Here is a 15,827-nt window from a genome sequence, read left to right as displayed (position 1 = left end):
ACTTAGATTAATTTGTTCTAATATTCCAAGTATAATGCTATCAAGCCAATTACTATCTTATATATTTCAGATAACAAAGACTCCTCAGCATTTGAGCCTAAAGTACCTGTCATACCAAATATTTTACTACCATATTTCTTAATATCAACATTCGCTGACAACCATTCCTCTAAACTAGACCAATTTATTAATGATCTTAATTTATATAATTTATTATTGTGGTTTAATTCTTCGGTCAGTTTGTAACCAAAAAGCTGTCCTTGTCTTTGCAACTTTGTTATATTTTCTATCGGCATTAATCAGATAATCCTTAAGTTTTTTGCCAATATTATAGCTTTTTCTTATGGATTCTCTATATATTTTTATCTGCTAAGCATATTATATATTATCCTTCTAGACTTTTGACGGGGAGACTATCTATTCACGACCCCCGGCAGAAAATCAATCACTAGTGTATTTTTCTTTAAAAAATACACCTTGGAGGTGTAAAAATCACAGTCTTATGTTTTAAAAAATTGTATTAAATTACTTTAATAGTTAAATTTCTGCCGGGGTCGTGAATAGATACTAACATTTACTACCCGAATCATACAAATTCAATAGTTTGGTTTATTAGGTAATTTTAAATGTTTCCATTGTAAGCCTTGGATTATTATAGGTTCTGCCTATTTATTACTAAAATACTATTTTGTCTAATCTAACCGAATACCAATGTATCAAGGTAACTAACTGCTTTGAGCCAACACATTTATGTAAATCTCCAACCATATCAGAGTTATAAAGAGATCATTTCTAACCTCTTTATTATGATTAATGATGATCAATAGTATCGCTGGTAGCTCCCATTGTACTAACTGGAGCTTCTTCATAATGTACAATTTGAAGAGCAGTATCTATTGTTTTAATTTGGCTAACATCATACTTTATATCCTTTAGTGTTTGATATTTAGTATTGAGTAACTCACCAAGCTTTTGATGCATAGTTTTATCCTGATCCAAGTATTTTTTAGATTCTATTATAGCACCTGCAAGGACTCGACATTCATTGGCTTTTAATTTAGGATAATTTGGATGATCTTTAAATTCTTTATCAAACTTTTCATTATCTATTGCGTTAATAAGTGTAGATAACCTATCAAATTTGTCTCGTTCAATATATTCAGAAATTAGTAATTTTTCTGCTTCATAAAAAGCAATTTTCCTAGGAGCATCAACATTGGGATTCTCGTTTATTAAACTTTCTTCTACCCATTCTGTTACAGATTTCATATCGTCATCTTGAATTTTTGTAACTAAAAATTCAGTATACCCTGCTTGCAAAGTCCTGTGTGAAACATTTTTATACATATAACATTATCCTCTATTAAATTATTATAACTAAATCTCATTCTAGTAATTATATCACTTTTGTATTAGTTAGACATCATAAATTGCATCTATAGGTTTTGATACATCACCTAATAATACATCTTCAAAATACCTAGAACATTCATTTTGGACATTAATCATCCATGCATCATCCAATTGTATCATTCCCTCTGCTTCATACTTTACTTTTACTAACTCACAAAAAGCTTGTAGTATTGGAGTTCCTTTACATTGTGATTCATTAAATATACATTCAACTTTTAACGCATCAAACGGTAAAAGAGAAATAATAACATGATTAACAACCTTGTCTTTTAGTATCCCTTTAGTTTTTTCATTACTCATTTCCGAACGAAATACTGCATCATCATTATAACCTCTTGCACCATTAACCTCTAACTTTCGATATTGAATACCATCCTGAACAGAATATTCAGCTTGCCTCTGTCCACCAGCTGAAGTATAAACTTTTATTATGTCTGTATCATCATGTTGTTTGGGTGCTAATACTTTGTTTTCTAATGGTTTAAAATCAAACACAGAATATAGATGTTTTGCTACATGATATTGAAAAATATCTACTAAATTTTTTTCAATGTCAATATCTTCATTATATTTGTCTTTACACTTAAGATTTTGGTCATTTACCTTAAAATTATATTTCTCGTTATATTCTTTTTGATATTCTAAATCTTTTTTTTCTGTCTTACGTGATACTTCTGATAATTTATGATGCATTAATAAGTTTATAATCTTTAATACTTCTACTACCTTTCTTACTATGGAACCTTCATTATCAACAATTCTAATACATGAGTCATATTGTAATGTATTTCCCTGAGTTATCTCATTATGAGATATTACTTCATATTTCTGTTGTTCTAACTTTAATTTTGCAGCTTGTTTTGCATCCTCTGGAGTGTTATATACACGAATTTCCTCTTTCAAAGAATTTCCCTCTTCAGGAAAAGCAGCATATTTCTCCTGATTAAATAAAGTTAATATTATCCTTGCAATTCCTTCACAAACTATGGTTATAGTGTTAGCATTTTGTGAATCTAATATTCCTTCAGTGAGATATTTTATACCATAAGTAATATATTTTTCAAATTTAGTACTAAAATCTGCTTCAGCTTTATCTTTTTCAGCTTGCGAGAAATCATCACATTTCTTGAATTGTTCTATAAGTGCATCATTGTATATTAAGTGATATTCATTACTGGTAGTAGATAATTTAAATGCTTCAGATCCCTCATCTTGTAATGTACTATTAGAACTTAGTTTAGAATATTGAGCATTTGTTAAGCAGATACCTTTTTTATTTTTGAGTAGCGGTTTAGTAGCTTCTACTAAATTGGTTACATATGATTTATAACCATCATGCCCTTCTGATATATCAATTTTTGTTTTAATAGCTGCTGCTATAAAAGCATATGGTGTCACATGGCGCATTTGCTTTGTTGAACTTCCTAATACTTTTGGACGCCCCACTATTGTAGTTTGATTATCACATGGATTAGTAGGATCGTCATTAATTACAATATCTACTAATACATCTTGGCTCATATTTATTTTAAATAACTTTTCTATAAAGTTGCGAATATACCATTTTTGTTGTTTTATGACTGGAGTACTCGGTTCTACAATTCCACCCATAGAATCATCTATAATTTGCCGTACTTCTTGTATTTTGCTTGATATACTTTCTTTTAACTCATCACTGTCTATATTTTCATATTGATTATTTAATATATCAATTAATTCTTGATTATGTTGTGTATTTGTAGTTAAAAACTCTTTTTTGTCAATAAAAGCATCTGCTAGTACTTTACATTCAAATGTTCTTAATTTTTCATTAGCAGGACTATTTACTGCATCAAGTAACAGTTTTATTTTTTCTATATCATTTCTGATAATGTATTCAGTAAACACTGTCTTTTGTGCTTCAAAAAAAGCTGCTTTTATATCTTGAGTAATCCTTAGGCTTGGGGGTTGATTAAGCAAATTATTGCCAATCCAAGTTGTAATAACTTCTTTCTTATCTTCATCTAATGCATCAGATATAAACTTAATAAACCCTTCTACTGCTGCTGTAAATTTCATAATAAACCTAATCTATATTTATAATTTATTCTATGGCTATATGCATAGCACTTTTTATGAAAAATCTAAATTATCTTGCCTATAAGTATCACCTGATACACTTAAATTTTCATCTAACTTATCTATAAGTTCTATATTAAATTGACGTTCTAAGTCATTATACCATACTTGATCTAAAATATTCGGGGAGCTGTAATCAGCCTTTAGTAACTTACAAAAAGAGTTAAATATTTGCTTTATTGGTGATAACCCCTGTTGGTTAACATCCTCTTCAAGTGTAACATTAGAATTCAATGATGAGAAAGGAGCTAACATCAGAGAAATATGACTAATAACTTGTTGTGTTAATGGTTCTTTTGCTGGTATAGCGGTAGCTGATTTTTGAATGGAATATTGTTCACTTAATTGTTCGCTATTAGAAGTGTAAACTTTAACTATTCCTGTCCTATCACCCTTTTGTTTAGGTGCAAACATTTTTTCTGTTCCTAACGATCTAAAGTTAAATATTAGATATAAATGTTTTGCTGCATGACAATGAAAAATTTGATTACAATTATTTTCAGTAAGTGGATCCTCATAATCAGTGTAATTATCTAAACTATTATCCTTATATGTAAATGTGTTAATTTTAAAATTATACTTATTATACTTATTTAACAATAAGCTTATTTTATCTGACTCTATACTACTTACATTAAGTACAATACCCTTTATTAAGGAGTCTATTATATCTAATGCTTCTACTGTGTTTTGTACTATTTGTTCTTTAACATCTATAATTCTAATATGTGGTTCTTTCTTAGTACCTTGGTATTTAAATTTATTCCCTTCAATTCTATCAACAATTTCTTTATGAGATACAACTTCATAAGGTACTGTATCATCCAGTTTTGCTCCTTTCATGTGTTGGTATAGGCGTATCTCCTTAAATAACATATTATCCTTTGTAGAAAAATATACTTCTTCCTGTTGACTAAGTGTAGTTAATATAAACTTTGCTATAAGTTCACAAGTTGTTTCAAGAATGTAATAATCATCAAGTATCATTTTTTGAAAACCACTGAGTACATATTTAATATATCTCTGAAATTCAGTAGTATAATCTCTTTTTGATTCATCAACATTGTACTCTGACAAATTTATCTCATGACTCTCCAATTGCTCAATTAAGTCTTCATTAGTAATTAGATATTTTATTTTTTTCGTACTATCTCTCTTTGTAGTAATAACCTTGATATTAAAAAAGTCTTCTTGCCTATTTAGTTTTTGACTATCATATTGTTCTTGTGTCAGACATCTACCTTGTATTTGGTCTGATATGGCTAATATATACTTTATAAAATTGTCTACTGTATAATTTTTACCTATTGATACATCTAACACTTTAATTCCAAGAGCCTGTTTTAAAAACAACAATGGAGTTACATAATGCATTTGTTCAATCGAACTACCAATAATCTTGGAACGACATACTGTTACATGGTGATTACCATCCTTATCATTAATTACAATATCTGCAAATATTTCTTTACTTATTTCCACTCCAAATAGCTTACTTGAAAGTTCCTTAACATGAAATTTTTGCATCGCTTCTTCATTTGCATTAAAATATTCTCTTGTAGGAGCATACTGCTGATTTTGAATATTAGATGTGTAATATTCAGCATGTGAAAAATGCATGCCCTCGTGAAATATAATAGCCTCTTCTTTTGTCCCCCAAAGTTCAAGATTTGCTTGATACTGTCCTAATAGTTCCTTGTCTGGGGGATAAACTAAACTATATATTTTGCCATGATTATCTTTACGATAAAATGTAATTTTAATATTTGCTAAAGATGCCAGAATAGGAATTTCTTCAGTAAAGACATAATAATTATTACTACTAATAGCGCCTAAATAGTATTGATATAGATTTTCATTTTCACAAAATGAATTTACAATAGATTGTTGAGATTGAACATCTGTTCCAGCATTATCTCTCCTTTCTCTTGTTTGATCAGCTAACTCTTTAATTTGCTCTGATCTATTAGTTAGATATTCTGGGTTGTTTATGAAAGCAGTAAATATTGTCTTTAACTGATCTTTCAGTTTATTTGGCATTTTTGGATCTTGTAAAGAATTAAATTGACTCAAGAAATTATGCCATTCTTTCCTCATTGTATCAGCGTGCTTGGTTTCATAAGGATTAGGGCTATCTTTATCACCAAATACTGCATGGAAAAAACAATTACCGTCACCTTTTGTTTGATGCCACTTAACTTTTACCGCATTATGTACGTTTGACATGTAACCCCACTCCTATAATTTCAGATCAATCTTTAGTCTTACCTAGGAGTCTGTCGGAGAATAGAAATATTTTGCAGAAAATAAAAAAATTGACCGTACTCCCCTACGGCTTATTTTTCAAATTTGATCATTAATTAGGGTAAATTCGCTATTCTCCGAAAGACTCCTAGGTAACAGAATAAAATGTCAGCTACCTTCATTAATTGATATTATTATATAAATATAAAAATTCTTTAATGGTTTATTCTACTAATTCCTAAATCTTAATGCAACAACTTATTTTATATATTTTTAACCACAATACCATATATAGCTTTTCAGCTGTTAGTCTATAAGAATTTTCTTTGACATATTCAAATATTATAAGTTTTGATTTTTACATTTACGGACAGAGTGTTAAAACCCCTTGCTGTCATTATCTTCCATCCACCTATCACTCTACCCAACCTTCTGCCTAAGGCCTGCCAAGGAGAGATGTTGCTGTCTATATGAGGTTTAGCAAACAAAATAAGCTTGAAGTTTACGAATGAGGTTATAGCGGTTACAGCTCAAATTCCGATAGGCGCACTTGGGCAAACTAGGTAAACCTAGTTTGCCTGCGCTCAAAGATTCATTGGTGATTGCTATTACCCAAAAACTTACAGCTTATAGCGGTAATAGCAATGGCAATATATCACTGTAATAAATCAGAAGTACGAAGAAGCAAAGGACAAAATGCAGTTGCAGCAAGTAGCTATATTTCAAGAAGTAAATTGCAGTTTTTTACAACTGACCGTAAAACAGGAGAAAAACGTACTGTTACCTATAATTTTAGCAGCAAGAAAGGACTTGTTCATAGCGTAATTCTAGCCCCGGATGATGCTCCTAGTTGGGTATATGATAGACAAGAATTATGGAATAGAGCAGAAAGTAGTGAAACAAGAAAAAATGCTGAGACTGCTAGAAAGCTGACCATAGCCTTACCAAAAGAATTAACTCAACAACAGAATACTGAACTTACCGAACACTTTGCTTCTGAGTGCCTAGTTAGTCATGGCATGATAGCAGATATAAACATTCATTATGACAATCCAAATAATCCTCATGCCCACATTCAGATGACTACTGGAAAACTACTACATTTAGAAAATGGCGAAGTAATTTTTGGTGAAAAAGGACGTGATTGGGGAAGAAGAAATTTTTTATATTATTATCGAGAAAATGTAGCCTATTTCATCAATCAATATTTAGAAAAATATGGTCATTTAGCTAAGGTATCACATTTATCGCATAAAGCAAGAGGAATTGATTTAATACCGACTATCCATGAAGGAACAGCACATTATATACAAGACTCAAAATTAAGGTTAATAAATGAACAAATACTAAAAGAAAATGCTGCCAAGATTAGAGAAGATATAGAATTAGTTTTTCAGAAATTATCGATTAATAAGCCAGTTTTTACTAGAGAAGAAATTGCTATAGTAAGTTTTATAGGGAATATTTTGGTTTATTTGTTGGGATGAATTATAAAAAGTACTGCCAAATCAAAAATTAGATTAACGGTAAGTAACATTTAATTTAACTGATTTGGCTGTAGGTTACAGTGGTTATTTTTCCACTGTCTCTTATTTGCAGCTTCTTTGGTTTTTTAAGAAAAATATTTGATTTTACTTTCCAATTCGCTTTACTCCTCTTCTAATATGGAATAGGTGTGGTGTTGATAGCACTTAATATGTTTAAGTTTGTTGTTAAGTTAGTAAGTGCCATCTAGTTAACTAACAAGTACAGAGGTTAGAATAAAACGCAAATTTTACCAAAAAATCATTGATAGAGGAAAACCTCTATACTTTTGGGAGTTAGCTAGTTTATCATTTTTTAAAGCCATTGCCACCCATCTTACTTGCCCACCACAATAGGGACGAAGCTAGCAGCAATGTTAATAAGAACAGATTACCAAATATCACCTCGAGTCCAAATTTTACAATAACTTCAACTAATCCACCTTTACCTGCAGCAATTATATATTCATTAATTTCTCGCTGCTTTTTCCTCTCTAAAACATCCTCTACTAATTGAACGGTAAAATTATGGTCATACTTTAAACCTGATTCACCATATTTTTGCTCAAACTCTTCCTTGGTTAATTTGTTATTGTAAGTTTCGAAATATTTAGCAATATCCCGTAACTCAGGTTCAATAATATGTTTTGGGTTAAAAGCTCGCCATAGACTTGAACTATCTGCATAAGCTTGTCGGCAAGCTGCCCGCCAGACATCTAGTTTACTGCTGCCTAACAAATCCAAGACACTATTAGTTCTAAAACTCGGTATTAAGATAGAATAGTAAAGTGATTGATTATTTGCGTAGTAACGTGATTGGTCATTTGAGTATACTTCCTCATTTTGAAACTTTATTTCTTGAGGATAAGTTTTTTTGAATACTTTCTCTCTTAATAACTCCTTTTTTAATCTAGGACTTTGTTCTTTGGTATTAGGATACTCATTTAATGATTGATTCGATTCTTGAAATGGACGCATTACTATGTGTAATTTTTGCTGAGTACTTGCTGAATTCTGGATTGGAGAATATAACTCTAGCATTGATCCCATAGTGAGTTTTAATGATGGGCTTTTATTCTCATATGCCCCTAATTCAATTGTAAAGTATGAATCATTGCTAGATTGATTTATATTTAAAATAATAGTTATATTAGTACTTGTATTAGGACTTATCACTTTTGGTAGTAATATAGATTTACCAGTTTTGGCACTCGGTAGGTTACTACCCTCAGCTTTACAGGTACTAATTAATATTAATTGTGCTAATAAAATATTTAATAATGATATTATCCTTGAGTTCATATGTAATTTCCTCATTGATGAATTAAGATTTTATAAATAACCTGGGGAAGCTTTAGGCTTCTGTGATAGTATCTCTTATTTCATCAAGATTTTTAATCATTTTTTATAAGTAATTCTTAGTTAGTCCAGCAATGCTAAATTGAATTGAGATCAGAGGAATATGTTGGTAAATACAGAGAGTACATCCCTTTCTTTCAATACTTCCTTGATTTTAATAGCTAAATTAGGCACTGACTTAATAATAATTTTAGTCACTGTCTCTAGTTCAACACTGCTATAATAAATTTTACAAAAAAATCACTAATAGTGGAAAAAACCGCTGTACTTCTAGGATTAATGAGGATATGTGTGAAGATAACACTACGTGGGGTGGTGTTAAGCACCGAGGTTAGAAGCAACAATCATCAAATTTTTAAATCTAACCTCAGTGTCTATTTTTCAAACACAAAAAACAGGGGTCGATTGTATGACGAGCAATGTCAAAAATCAACAACAAAATGATTCAACAAATGAAAAAATAAATAATATCACTAATATTGCTGCACAAATACTTGGAGAAGTTTTGCAGAGCAATAATATAACTTATATAGAACTTATCGAAGTTCATATAGGTTTAGAAGGAATGGAAATACTTGGTAAAGTTTTAGAACATAATAAGCTTATAACCGCAATACGTCTTTGCAACAACGATATTGACCTTGAGGAACTAAGTCTGCTTATCAAACTGTTAGAGAATAATCATAGTTTGATTAATATAGATATTGAATATAACAATATTGGGGTTCAAGGACTAATTATACTAGATGAATTTCTAGAAAATAATAAAACCATAAAGCAAATAAGTCTTAGAGGCAATGATATTGGTGATGAGGGAGCGGATATACTGGCAGACCTTCTAACAAATAATGAAATTATAAAGCAAGTGGATATCTGTAGCAATAATATTAGTGATAAAGGAGCAATCATACTAGCAAGACTTCTAAAGAATAATAACACTATAAAGACAATATGTCTCAATAATAATATTATTAGTGATGTTGGGATTGTCCAGCTTGTTAAAGCTTTGGAAACTAACAGAACCATCAGCCAAATAAACCTCAGCTATAATAATATTACTGACAATGGAGCAATAGCACTGATAGGACTTCTAGAGTCTAATAATAAAATTACAAGCAAAATAATAATAGATTTCACAGATTTTGAGAATGCAAATATTAGTTATCAAGTAGAAGAGCTGTTAATTGAGACTCTAGAAAGTCACAACAAAAAACTGGAGGTATAATTTTAAAAATATTTATCTTTTTTTAAATAGTAAATATATTGATGTGGTTAAAAAGCTATCTATTACACCAAAAAAGATTATATTTTGCTTGCAACAATATCACGGTACTCAAATAAAAGCCTAAATGTTATAGAAAAGATTTCTTGTATATAGGTGAATTTGCAAAATTCTTTTTGCAATATCTGTGCCTATTGTATAATCTGCATTATAGATAGCTGCATTACAAATATATGAAAACTGTTTTACCTGAACGCTCCCTGATAATTCAAGAAAGACTTGATAATATTGTCAGAGAGATTCTGAATGTATCAAAGCACAAGATTGTGATGATTATTTTATTTGGCTCGTATGCAAGGGGCGATTGGGTACAAGATGAGTATAAAAAAGGTCACATTACCTACAGTTATCAAAGTGACCTTGATATTATGTTGGTGATGAAGAAAGGTAAATATGCCGGTCTTGCTGGCTTATCCATAGAAGATAAAATAGAAAAAAGGCTAGAAAGAAAATCATTAAGAAGTCCTTTTGAGTTATGGGTAACTTTGGTGCTAGAATCAATCAAGACGGTAAATAGTCAGTTAGAGAAGGGGCATTATTTCTTTTCTGATATAAAAAAAGAAGGAATTCTTTTATATGATAGTGGTGAGTTTCAGCTGGCGGAAGCTAAAAACTTACCATGGGAAGAAAGAAGACAAATAGCTAAAGAAGATTATAAATACTGGTTTGGAAAAGGCAAAAGTTTTTTTATTGATTGTAAATATCCATTAAAAAGGGAAGATTTTAGTAAAAGTGCTTTTGAGTTACACCAAGCTACCGAAAGTTTTTATAATGCTATCCTGTTAGTTTTTTCTGGCTATAAGCCAAAGTTACACGACATCAGAAAATTAGGTAGTATAGCCGGAAATTACAACGAAGAATTATGGCAAATATTTCCTCATTCCAGCATTGAACAAAGGCAATGTTTTAGATTACTTGAACAGGCTTATATTGAAGCTCGCTATAACAAAGATTATAAGATAACTAAAGAACAGCTACTTTACCTTATCGATAGAGTTAAAAAATTAAAAACAGTGACGGAAAAAATTTGCTTGGAAAGGATTAATAAAGAGGTAATTTAAGCTCCTTAATATAGACAAAGTAAGTCCATAAACGCAATGACCTATAAGTTTGAGGTATTGGAACGTGTAGTAGTGTTGTTATGAACTATTATAACAATTTTTGTGGTGTTGAATTACTAGTATATTAATTGCTGTATCTACTATTTGATAAATCACTCTATAATCACCAATTCTGAGGGAGCGGCAACCTTTGAGGCTATGTTTTAAAGGTTTACCAAATTTTATTGGATCAGATAATAACTTTTTTTCAATGGTTATCTTGATTAAAGATTTGACTGGTGTAGAAAGCTTAGGGATATCCTTGTGTATAACTTGATCTGAATAGAGAAGATTATACATTATTTCCAAGTGTCCGTATGACTAATCCATTCCCTAGTATTACCTATCCTTTCATCTGCTAATTTAGCTAATATTTTGTCCTCTTGGAGTTCTAGACTAGTTATAATAAGGTCTTTTGCTACTTTAGATAGGGATTCATTGTTGATTTTAGCAAGACCTGCAATTTCATCAAATATTTTCTCGTCTAAAGACACTAATAATCGTTTAGCTGCCATAAGATCACTACAACTTATTTGTTATGACTCAATTGTATCATATCTGATACAGAATATCAATAAGGTGATCGATGTAAACAGTGGCATTTGGTTAAGTTTTTAACTTATCTATTTTAAAGCAAACTCATAATAAATCAAAAAGACCCATATTTAGACTTAGAGCGTAATAATTCAAAAACTAGGTTCCCTATCATAATGATACTAAAAAGCCGTGTAATAGCCTTAAAATAATAAATAGGGGTATCTATGATAAACCACTTGATAAAGTTACTACTGCTACGAGTTAAAACAATTATTTTTACAATAACCAAAAATTATTAATGCTAAAGAAATGTTAAACTTGGCTCTAATACTGAGGTTACTTGGATAATTTAATGCAAACTCAACTTGACTCATCCAGTATTTAATCTATCTCTGAATGCATAATACTTTTATCAAAGGGAAAAATATGACAGACAAAGCAACAAAATCAATAATTTTAGTTCGTGTTTCAACAAGGGAGCAAGAAGAAGGGTATTCAATTGAAGCTCAAAAATATAGATTAGTAGAAAAGCCATAGAGAAACAATTGCTATAGTTGCTGATAAAGTAGATCGAGTACAAAGAAGAATCTCAGAAATTTCATTACTAGAAGAACCAATAAAAGCTGGTAAAATAGAATTACACTTTAGAACAGAAGGTTATGTAATAAACAAAGATTCTCAATCCCATGCAAGGCTAATGTGGGGGATGAACGTATTAATGGCACAATCTTACGTTGATAGTTTAAGTGATAACGTTAAAAGGAGTCTAGATCATAAATTACGTAAAGGACAATGGATAGGTCCAGCACCCCTTGGTTATCTAAATAGCAGAGACGCAAGTGGCAATAGTATAATAATTCTTGATCAGTCTAGAGCTTTTATTATCAAAAAACTATTTGAAGAATATGCGAGCGGGGTCTATACTCTTAGGTCTATGGTAAACATGGCTAAAGAATTAGGCTTAAGAAGTAAAAAGAATTGTCACCTAAATAAAACTGTTATACATCGTTTAATACAACAACCATTTTATTACGGTGAAATGAGAGTAAAAGGAGAGATGTGGTCACATGGTTATCAACCTATTATAACAAGAGAGATTTTTATGGCATGTAAAGATGTACGTTTAGGCTGGAAGAAGAAGCCATTCAAATATGGTGGGAAAGATTTTCTCTTTAGAGGATTAATCACCTGTGCTGTAACTGGCAAAATGGTAACATCTGAAATTCATAGTAAAACATATCCAAACGGTAAAGTGGATGAATGGACATATTTAGCTACTTGGGATCCACAGAACTTAGACAAGAAAATATATATAAGGGAAGATGAGGTTTTAAAGCAAATAGAAGAGGTTTTTAAAAGAATAGGTATAAGAGACCCGGAAATGCTAAAAGAGACCCTTGCATATCTAAGAAACACTAATGAGCTAAAAAAAGCTGAACATGACCAAGCAACAGCTTCATTAAAGAAAGAACATACCGAAAATGAAAATAGATTAAATTCATTAATAGATTTGCGACTCAATGGAGAACTTAGCACAGAAGAATTTCAAAGAAAAAAACAACAATTAAAAGATCGCCAATATGAAATTGATCGTTTACTGAAAACTTATGATGAAGCAGACGATAAATTTACTGATACCGCTACAACGCTAATAACTCTAGCATCTGAAGCCTATGAAACTTTTAAAGGTTCTGAAATGCCTCAAAAACGTAAAATGATAAATTTCGTATTTCAGAACCTCAAACTGAGGGGCAAAAAACTTGAGACCTCTCTACGTTTTCCGTTCGATATTTTTGAAAAAACGACAACTTGTACCGAATGGCGGAGAGAGAGGGATTCGAACCCTCGATACGGTATGACCCGTATAACGGTTTAGCAAACCGCCGCCTTCGGCCACTCGGCCATCTCTCCATTTATGCAGAACTATTTTATATCAGCTAATTAAAAGAATTTCCAGAGTTATTTTTTCATTTGTATATTTTTTTAAGCATAAAAGTCTTCTCCTAATAATTTACAGTATTTACTAGATTCAAAAGTAATTCCATCAGGATAACACCAATTAATGGGTATATTATCATTTTTAGCTAAACTATCTATTAATTTAATTCTATATCAATTTCTGTATCCAATAAAATTTTTAGATCCTCTTCATCATAAAATGTACTAGCAATATACAATGTACAATCATTTATCTTGCTATAGCCAATACAAAGAAATTGATTTATAAAATATAGTAATTTAACAAATTCATTTAGTTTAAAATTAAAAAGTAGTAAATTACGCCCTTTATCTATAAGAGTGTTTGACTCTGGAAGGCTATAATCTTTAAATAAAAAATAATGAGTTTCACATTCTTTAATTGGTGGCTGCAAAACTTTTTCTATGAGTATTAGATCTTTTCCATGAAAATCATCCTGTTTTATTTGATATTCAAATTTCGGTATACTAATGTTTAATATATCAGACTTTAAAAGATATAATTTTAATATCTCTTTTATGGCTTGTACTCTACTTAATTTTAGATCTGGCAAATCTAATATGTGAATATTTTTTAATAGGAAATTAACCTCTGCTGAATTCTTAAATAAAGATTTTGATAATTTTATTATATTTTCTTTATTCGGTTGCAGAGGATAATCTTCTATTAAAAAATTATATAAATTAGCAAAAAACCTAATTTGCAGTTTCATAAGCTTGTAGAAATAGTTTCATCTCTTCTACATTACTTATATTACTTAATTTAAATGGATAGTTGATTTTTCTAAGCATATTTGTTAGCACATTTCCTGCTCCTATTTCTACTATATGGGTGATATCTAGTGTGTTAAATAGCTCTAAAGTTTCACGCCATCTAACTCGTCCGCATATTTGTAAAACCAGATTTTGCTTGATTTCTAAGGGGTCTAACGTAGGTTTTGCGGTATAATTTTGAATTACTGGTATTAGAGGTTTATTAATTACTCTATTATCAAGAGCTATTCGCATTTTCTCCTCTGCCGGCTTCATTAAACTACAGTGAAACGGAGCACTAACTTTTAGCTTTATTGCTTTATAGCCTGCTTCTTTAATAAGGTTAATAGCATAATCGATAGCATCTGCTTTACCACTAATTACAATTTGTCCTTCGATATTATCATTTGCTATTTCACATAAACTTTCTTTTGCTATTGTCTCAAGCTCATCTATGGATATACCGATACAAGCAGCCATAGCACCAAAATTAGCAGGGCAGGCTTCTTGCATGGAGCTGCTGCGTATATGCAGTAATTTCGCTGCCGTCTCAATGCTAATACTTTCAGCAGCACATAGAGCAGAGTATTCACCTAAGGAATGACCGGCAACATAATCACAAAGCTGAACTATATTTTTATTAGTCTCGGCTTTTATGGTATTTATTATCGCCATAGATACAGCCATTAATGCTGGCTGTGCATTAGTAGTTAATGTTAATTCTTCCGAAGTAGAATTAAAAATTATATCAGTAAGTTTTCGTTTTAGTGCTTCATCGATTGTTTGGAACGTTTCTTTTGCGGATTTAAAATTATCGTAAAAATCCTTGCCCATGCCAATGGCTTGCGACCCTTGACCTGGAAAGATAAAGGCTGTTTTCATATATTATATTATTGTTAAGATTGAGTTTATTAATAAATGTTATGAATTTTTTCTGAAATAGTCAAATTATTTTAATATCTTAAGTAAACTTTTTCAATTATTGCGTTAAGCTAAAATTTTATATGATTATTAACTATTAGTAGAAAATATAGTTTGATTATTTTCAGCTTAATTATATAATAAATGCATCATAAGTAAATGGTATTGTTCAATGTCACCCCGTGGCGGTATTATTGCGTGGGTTATTTTCCCGTCATTGCGAGGAGCAAAGCTTTGCTGCAATCTTGTGAAACTTCCTGAGATTGCTTCGTCGGAACTTTCAGTTTCTTCTCGCAATGACAACTTTTATTATATACAACAAAACCTCAAATAAATAGGGAGTTAGGTATGAGGTTAAGTAAAGAATTTTTAGACTTTCTAATAAAGCTTCCTAAGGATCATAGAGAATTTAAAGATTATTTTGCAAAGGAAGAAAAAAATATTCAGCTTTTTAAAAATATTAGTGATAAAAATCAGCTAATTGAAGAACTTACATACTCAGGACATTACAGCCAAATAAAAGAAAGCATTCAAGAAATAGAAGCATATTTATTAGGGCAATATTATTAAATTTTTAATTAGTTTAATAAGATATTTAAG

The 15,827-nt window shown here is 30.5% G+C and carries 14 protein-coding genes, 1 tRNA gene and 1 pseudogene; 5 read left to right on the top strand and 11 right to left on the bottom strand.

Annotated features, from left to right (window positions below; translation table 11 throughout):
- Positions 1-17: 17 nt before the first annotated feature.
- The 4 genes from AAHF54_RS03840 to AAHF54_RS03825 all read right to left on the bottom strand — a co-directional run bounded on the left by AAHF54_RS03840 (position 18) and on the right by AAHF54_RS03825 (position 5,757).
- On the bottom strand, positions 18-296 hold the full coding sequence (locus AAHF54_RS03840) for a hypothetical protein (protein ID WP_342169803.1): 279 nt from the start codon (positions 294-296) through the stop codon (positions 18-20).
- 514 nt (positions 297-810) lie between these two features.
- The gene (locus AAHF54_RS03835; RefSeq protein ID WP_342169802.1) at positions 811-1,320 is read right to left on the bottom strand and encodes a hypothetical protein; all 510 of its coding nucleotides are present in this window, start codon (positions 1,318-1,320) and stop codon (positions 811-813) included.
- A 96-nt stretch (positions 1,321-1,416) separates the two neighbouring features.
- Complete coding sequence (locus tag AAHF54_RS03830; protein ID WP_341788001.1) at positions 1,417-3,471, bottom strand: hypothetical protein; 2,055 nt, start codon at positions 3,469-3,471, stop codon at positions 1,417-1,419.
- Positions 3,472-3,525: 54 nt separating this feature from the next.
- Positions 3,526-5,757 (bottom strand): hypothetical protein, encoded by a 2,232-nt coding sequence (locus tag AAHF54_RS03825; RefSeq protein WP_342169801.1) that lies wholly within the window; start codon positions 5,755-5,757, stop codon positions 3,526-3,528.
- 662 nt (positions 5,758-6,419) lie between these two features.
- Here AAHF54_RS03825 and AAHF54_RS03820 point away from each other — a divergent pair.
- Positions 6,420-7,262 (top strand): MobA/MobL family protein, encoded by an 843-nt coding sequence (locus AAHF54_RS03820; RefSeq protein ID WP_341787999.1) that lies wholly within the window; start codon positions 6,420-6,422, stop codon positions 7,260-7,262.
- Between the two features lie 345 nt (positions 7,263-7,607).
- Here the strand turns inward: AAHF54_RS03820 and AAHF54_RS03815 are convergent, their stop codons facing one another.
- On the bottom strand, positions 7,608-8,600 hold the full coding sequence (locus AAHF54_RS03815; RefSeq protein WP_341787997.1) for a hypothetical protein: 993 nt from the start codon (positions 8,598-8,600) through the stop codon (positions 7,608-7,610).
- Between the two features lie 466 nt (positions 8,601-9,066).
- On the opposite strand from AAHF54_RS03815, the gene AAHF54_RS03810 reads away from it, so the two are divergent.
- On the top strand, positions 9,067-9,882 hold the full coding sequence (locus AAHF54_RS03810) for a hypothetical protein (protein ID WP_341787996.1): 816 nt from the start codon (positions 9,067-9,069) through the stop codon (positions 9,880-9,882).
- A 230-nt stretch (positions 9,883-10,112) separates the two neighbouring features.
- Positions 10,113-11,000: a HEPN domain-containing protein gene (locus AAHF54_RS03805; RefSeq protein WP_342169800.1), complete on the top strand. Its 888-nt coding sequence runs from the start codon at positions 10,113-10,115 to the stop codon at positions 10,998-11,000.
- A gap of 78 nt (positions 11,001-11,078) precedes the next feature.
- Here AAHF54_RS03805 and AAHF54_RS03800 read toward each other — a convergent pair whose 3' ends face one another.
- Positions 11,079-11,339, bottom strand: coding sequence for a type II toxin-antitoxin system RelE/ParE family toxin (locus tag AAHF54_RS03800; RefSeq protein ID WP_341787994.1), 261 nt, complete (start codon positions 11,337-11,339; stop codon positions 11,079-11,081).
- Positions 11,339-11,554, bottom strand: coding sequence for a hypothetical protein (locus AAHF54_RS03795; RefSeq protein WP_341761650.1), 216 nt, complete (start codon positions 11,552-11,554; stop codon positions 11,339-11,341). The genes AAHF54_RS03800 and AAHF54_RS03795 overlap by 1 nt, the downstream gene beginning before the upstream one ends.
- Positions 11,555-12,273: 719 nt before the next feature.
- Between AAHF54_RS03795 and AAHF54_RS07465 the strand changes: the two are divergent.
- A pseudogene (locus AAHF54_RS07465) lies at positions 12,274-12,633 on the top strand (recombinase family protein); the annotation flags it as partial.
- Positions 12,634-13,395: 762 nt separating this feature from the next.
- On the opposite strand, the gene AAHF54_RS03790 reads toward AAHF54_RS07465, so the two are convergent.
- From AAHF54_RS03790 to AAHF54_RS03775, 4 genes are all read right to left on the bottom strand, one after another.
- Positions 13,396-13,487: transfer RNA gene (locus AAHF54_RS03790), tRNA-Ser, on the bottom strand.
- A gap of 185 nt (positions 13,488-13,672) precedes the next feature.
- Complete coding sequence (locus AAHF54_RS03785; RefSeq protein ID WP_342169795.1) at positions 13,673-14,266, bottom strand: hypothetical protein; 594 nt, start codon at positions 14,264-14,266, stop codon at positions 13,673-13,675.
- Positions 14,250-15,188 carry an ACP S-malonyltransferase gene (gene fabD, locus AAHF54_RS03780; protein ID WP_342169793.1) on the bottom strand — a complete coding sequence of 313 codons (939 nt, stop codon included), beginning with the start codon at positions 15,186-15,188 and terminating at the stop codon, positions 14,250-14,252. The genes AAHF54_RS03785 and fabD overlap by 17 nt, the downstream gene beginning before the upstream one ends.
- A 168-nt stretch (positions 15,189-15,356) precedes the next feature.
- Positions 15,357-15,524 carry a hypothetical protein gene (locus AAHF54_RS03775; protein ID WP_342169791.1) on the bottom strand — a complete coding sequence of 56 codons (168 nt, stop codon included), beginning with the start codon at positions 15,522-15,524 and terminating at the stop codon, positions 15,357-15,359.
- A gap of 51 nt (positions 15,525-15,575) precedes the next feature.
- Here AAHF54_RS03775 and AAHF54_RS03770 point away from each other — a divergent pair, with 51 nt between their 5' ends.
- Positions 15,576-15,797 carry a hypothetical protein gene (locus AAHF54_RS03770; protein ID WP_341787989.1) on the top strand — a complete coding sequence of 74 codons (222 nt, stop codon included), beginning with the start codon at positions 15,576-15,578 and terminating at the stop codon, positions 15,795-15,797.
- Positions 15,798-15,827 lie beyond the last annotated feature (30 nt).

The organism is Rickettsia endosymbiont of Seladonia tumulorum (genome assembly GCF_964030815.1).
GTDB lineage: Bacteria > Pseudomonadota > Alphaproteobacteria > Rickettsiales > Rickettsiaceae > Rickettsia.
This window is presented reverse-complemented; position numbering and strand designations above follow the sequence as displayed.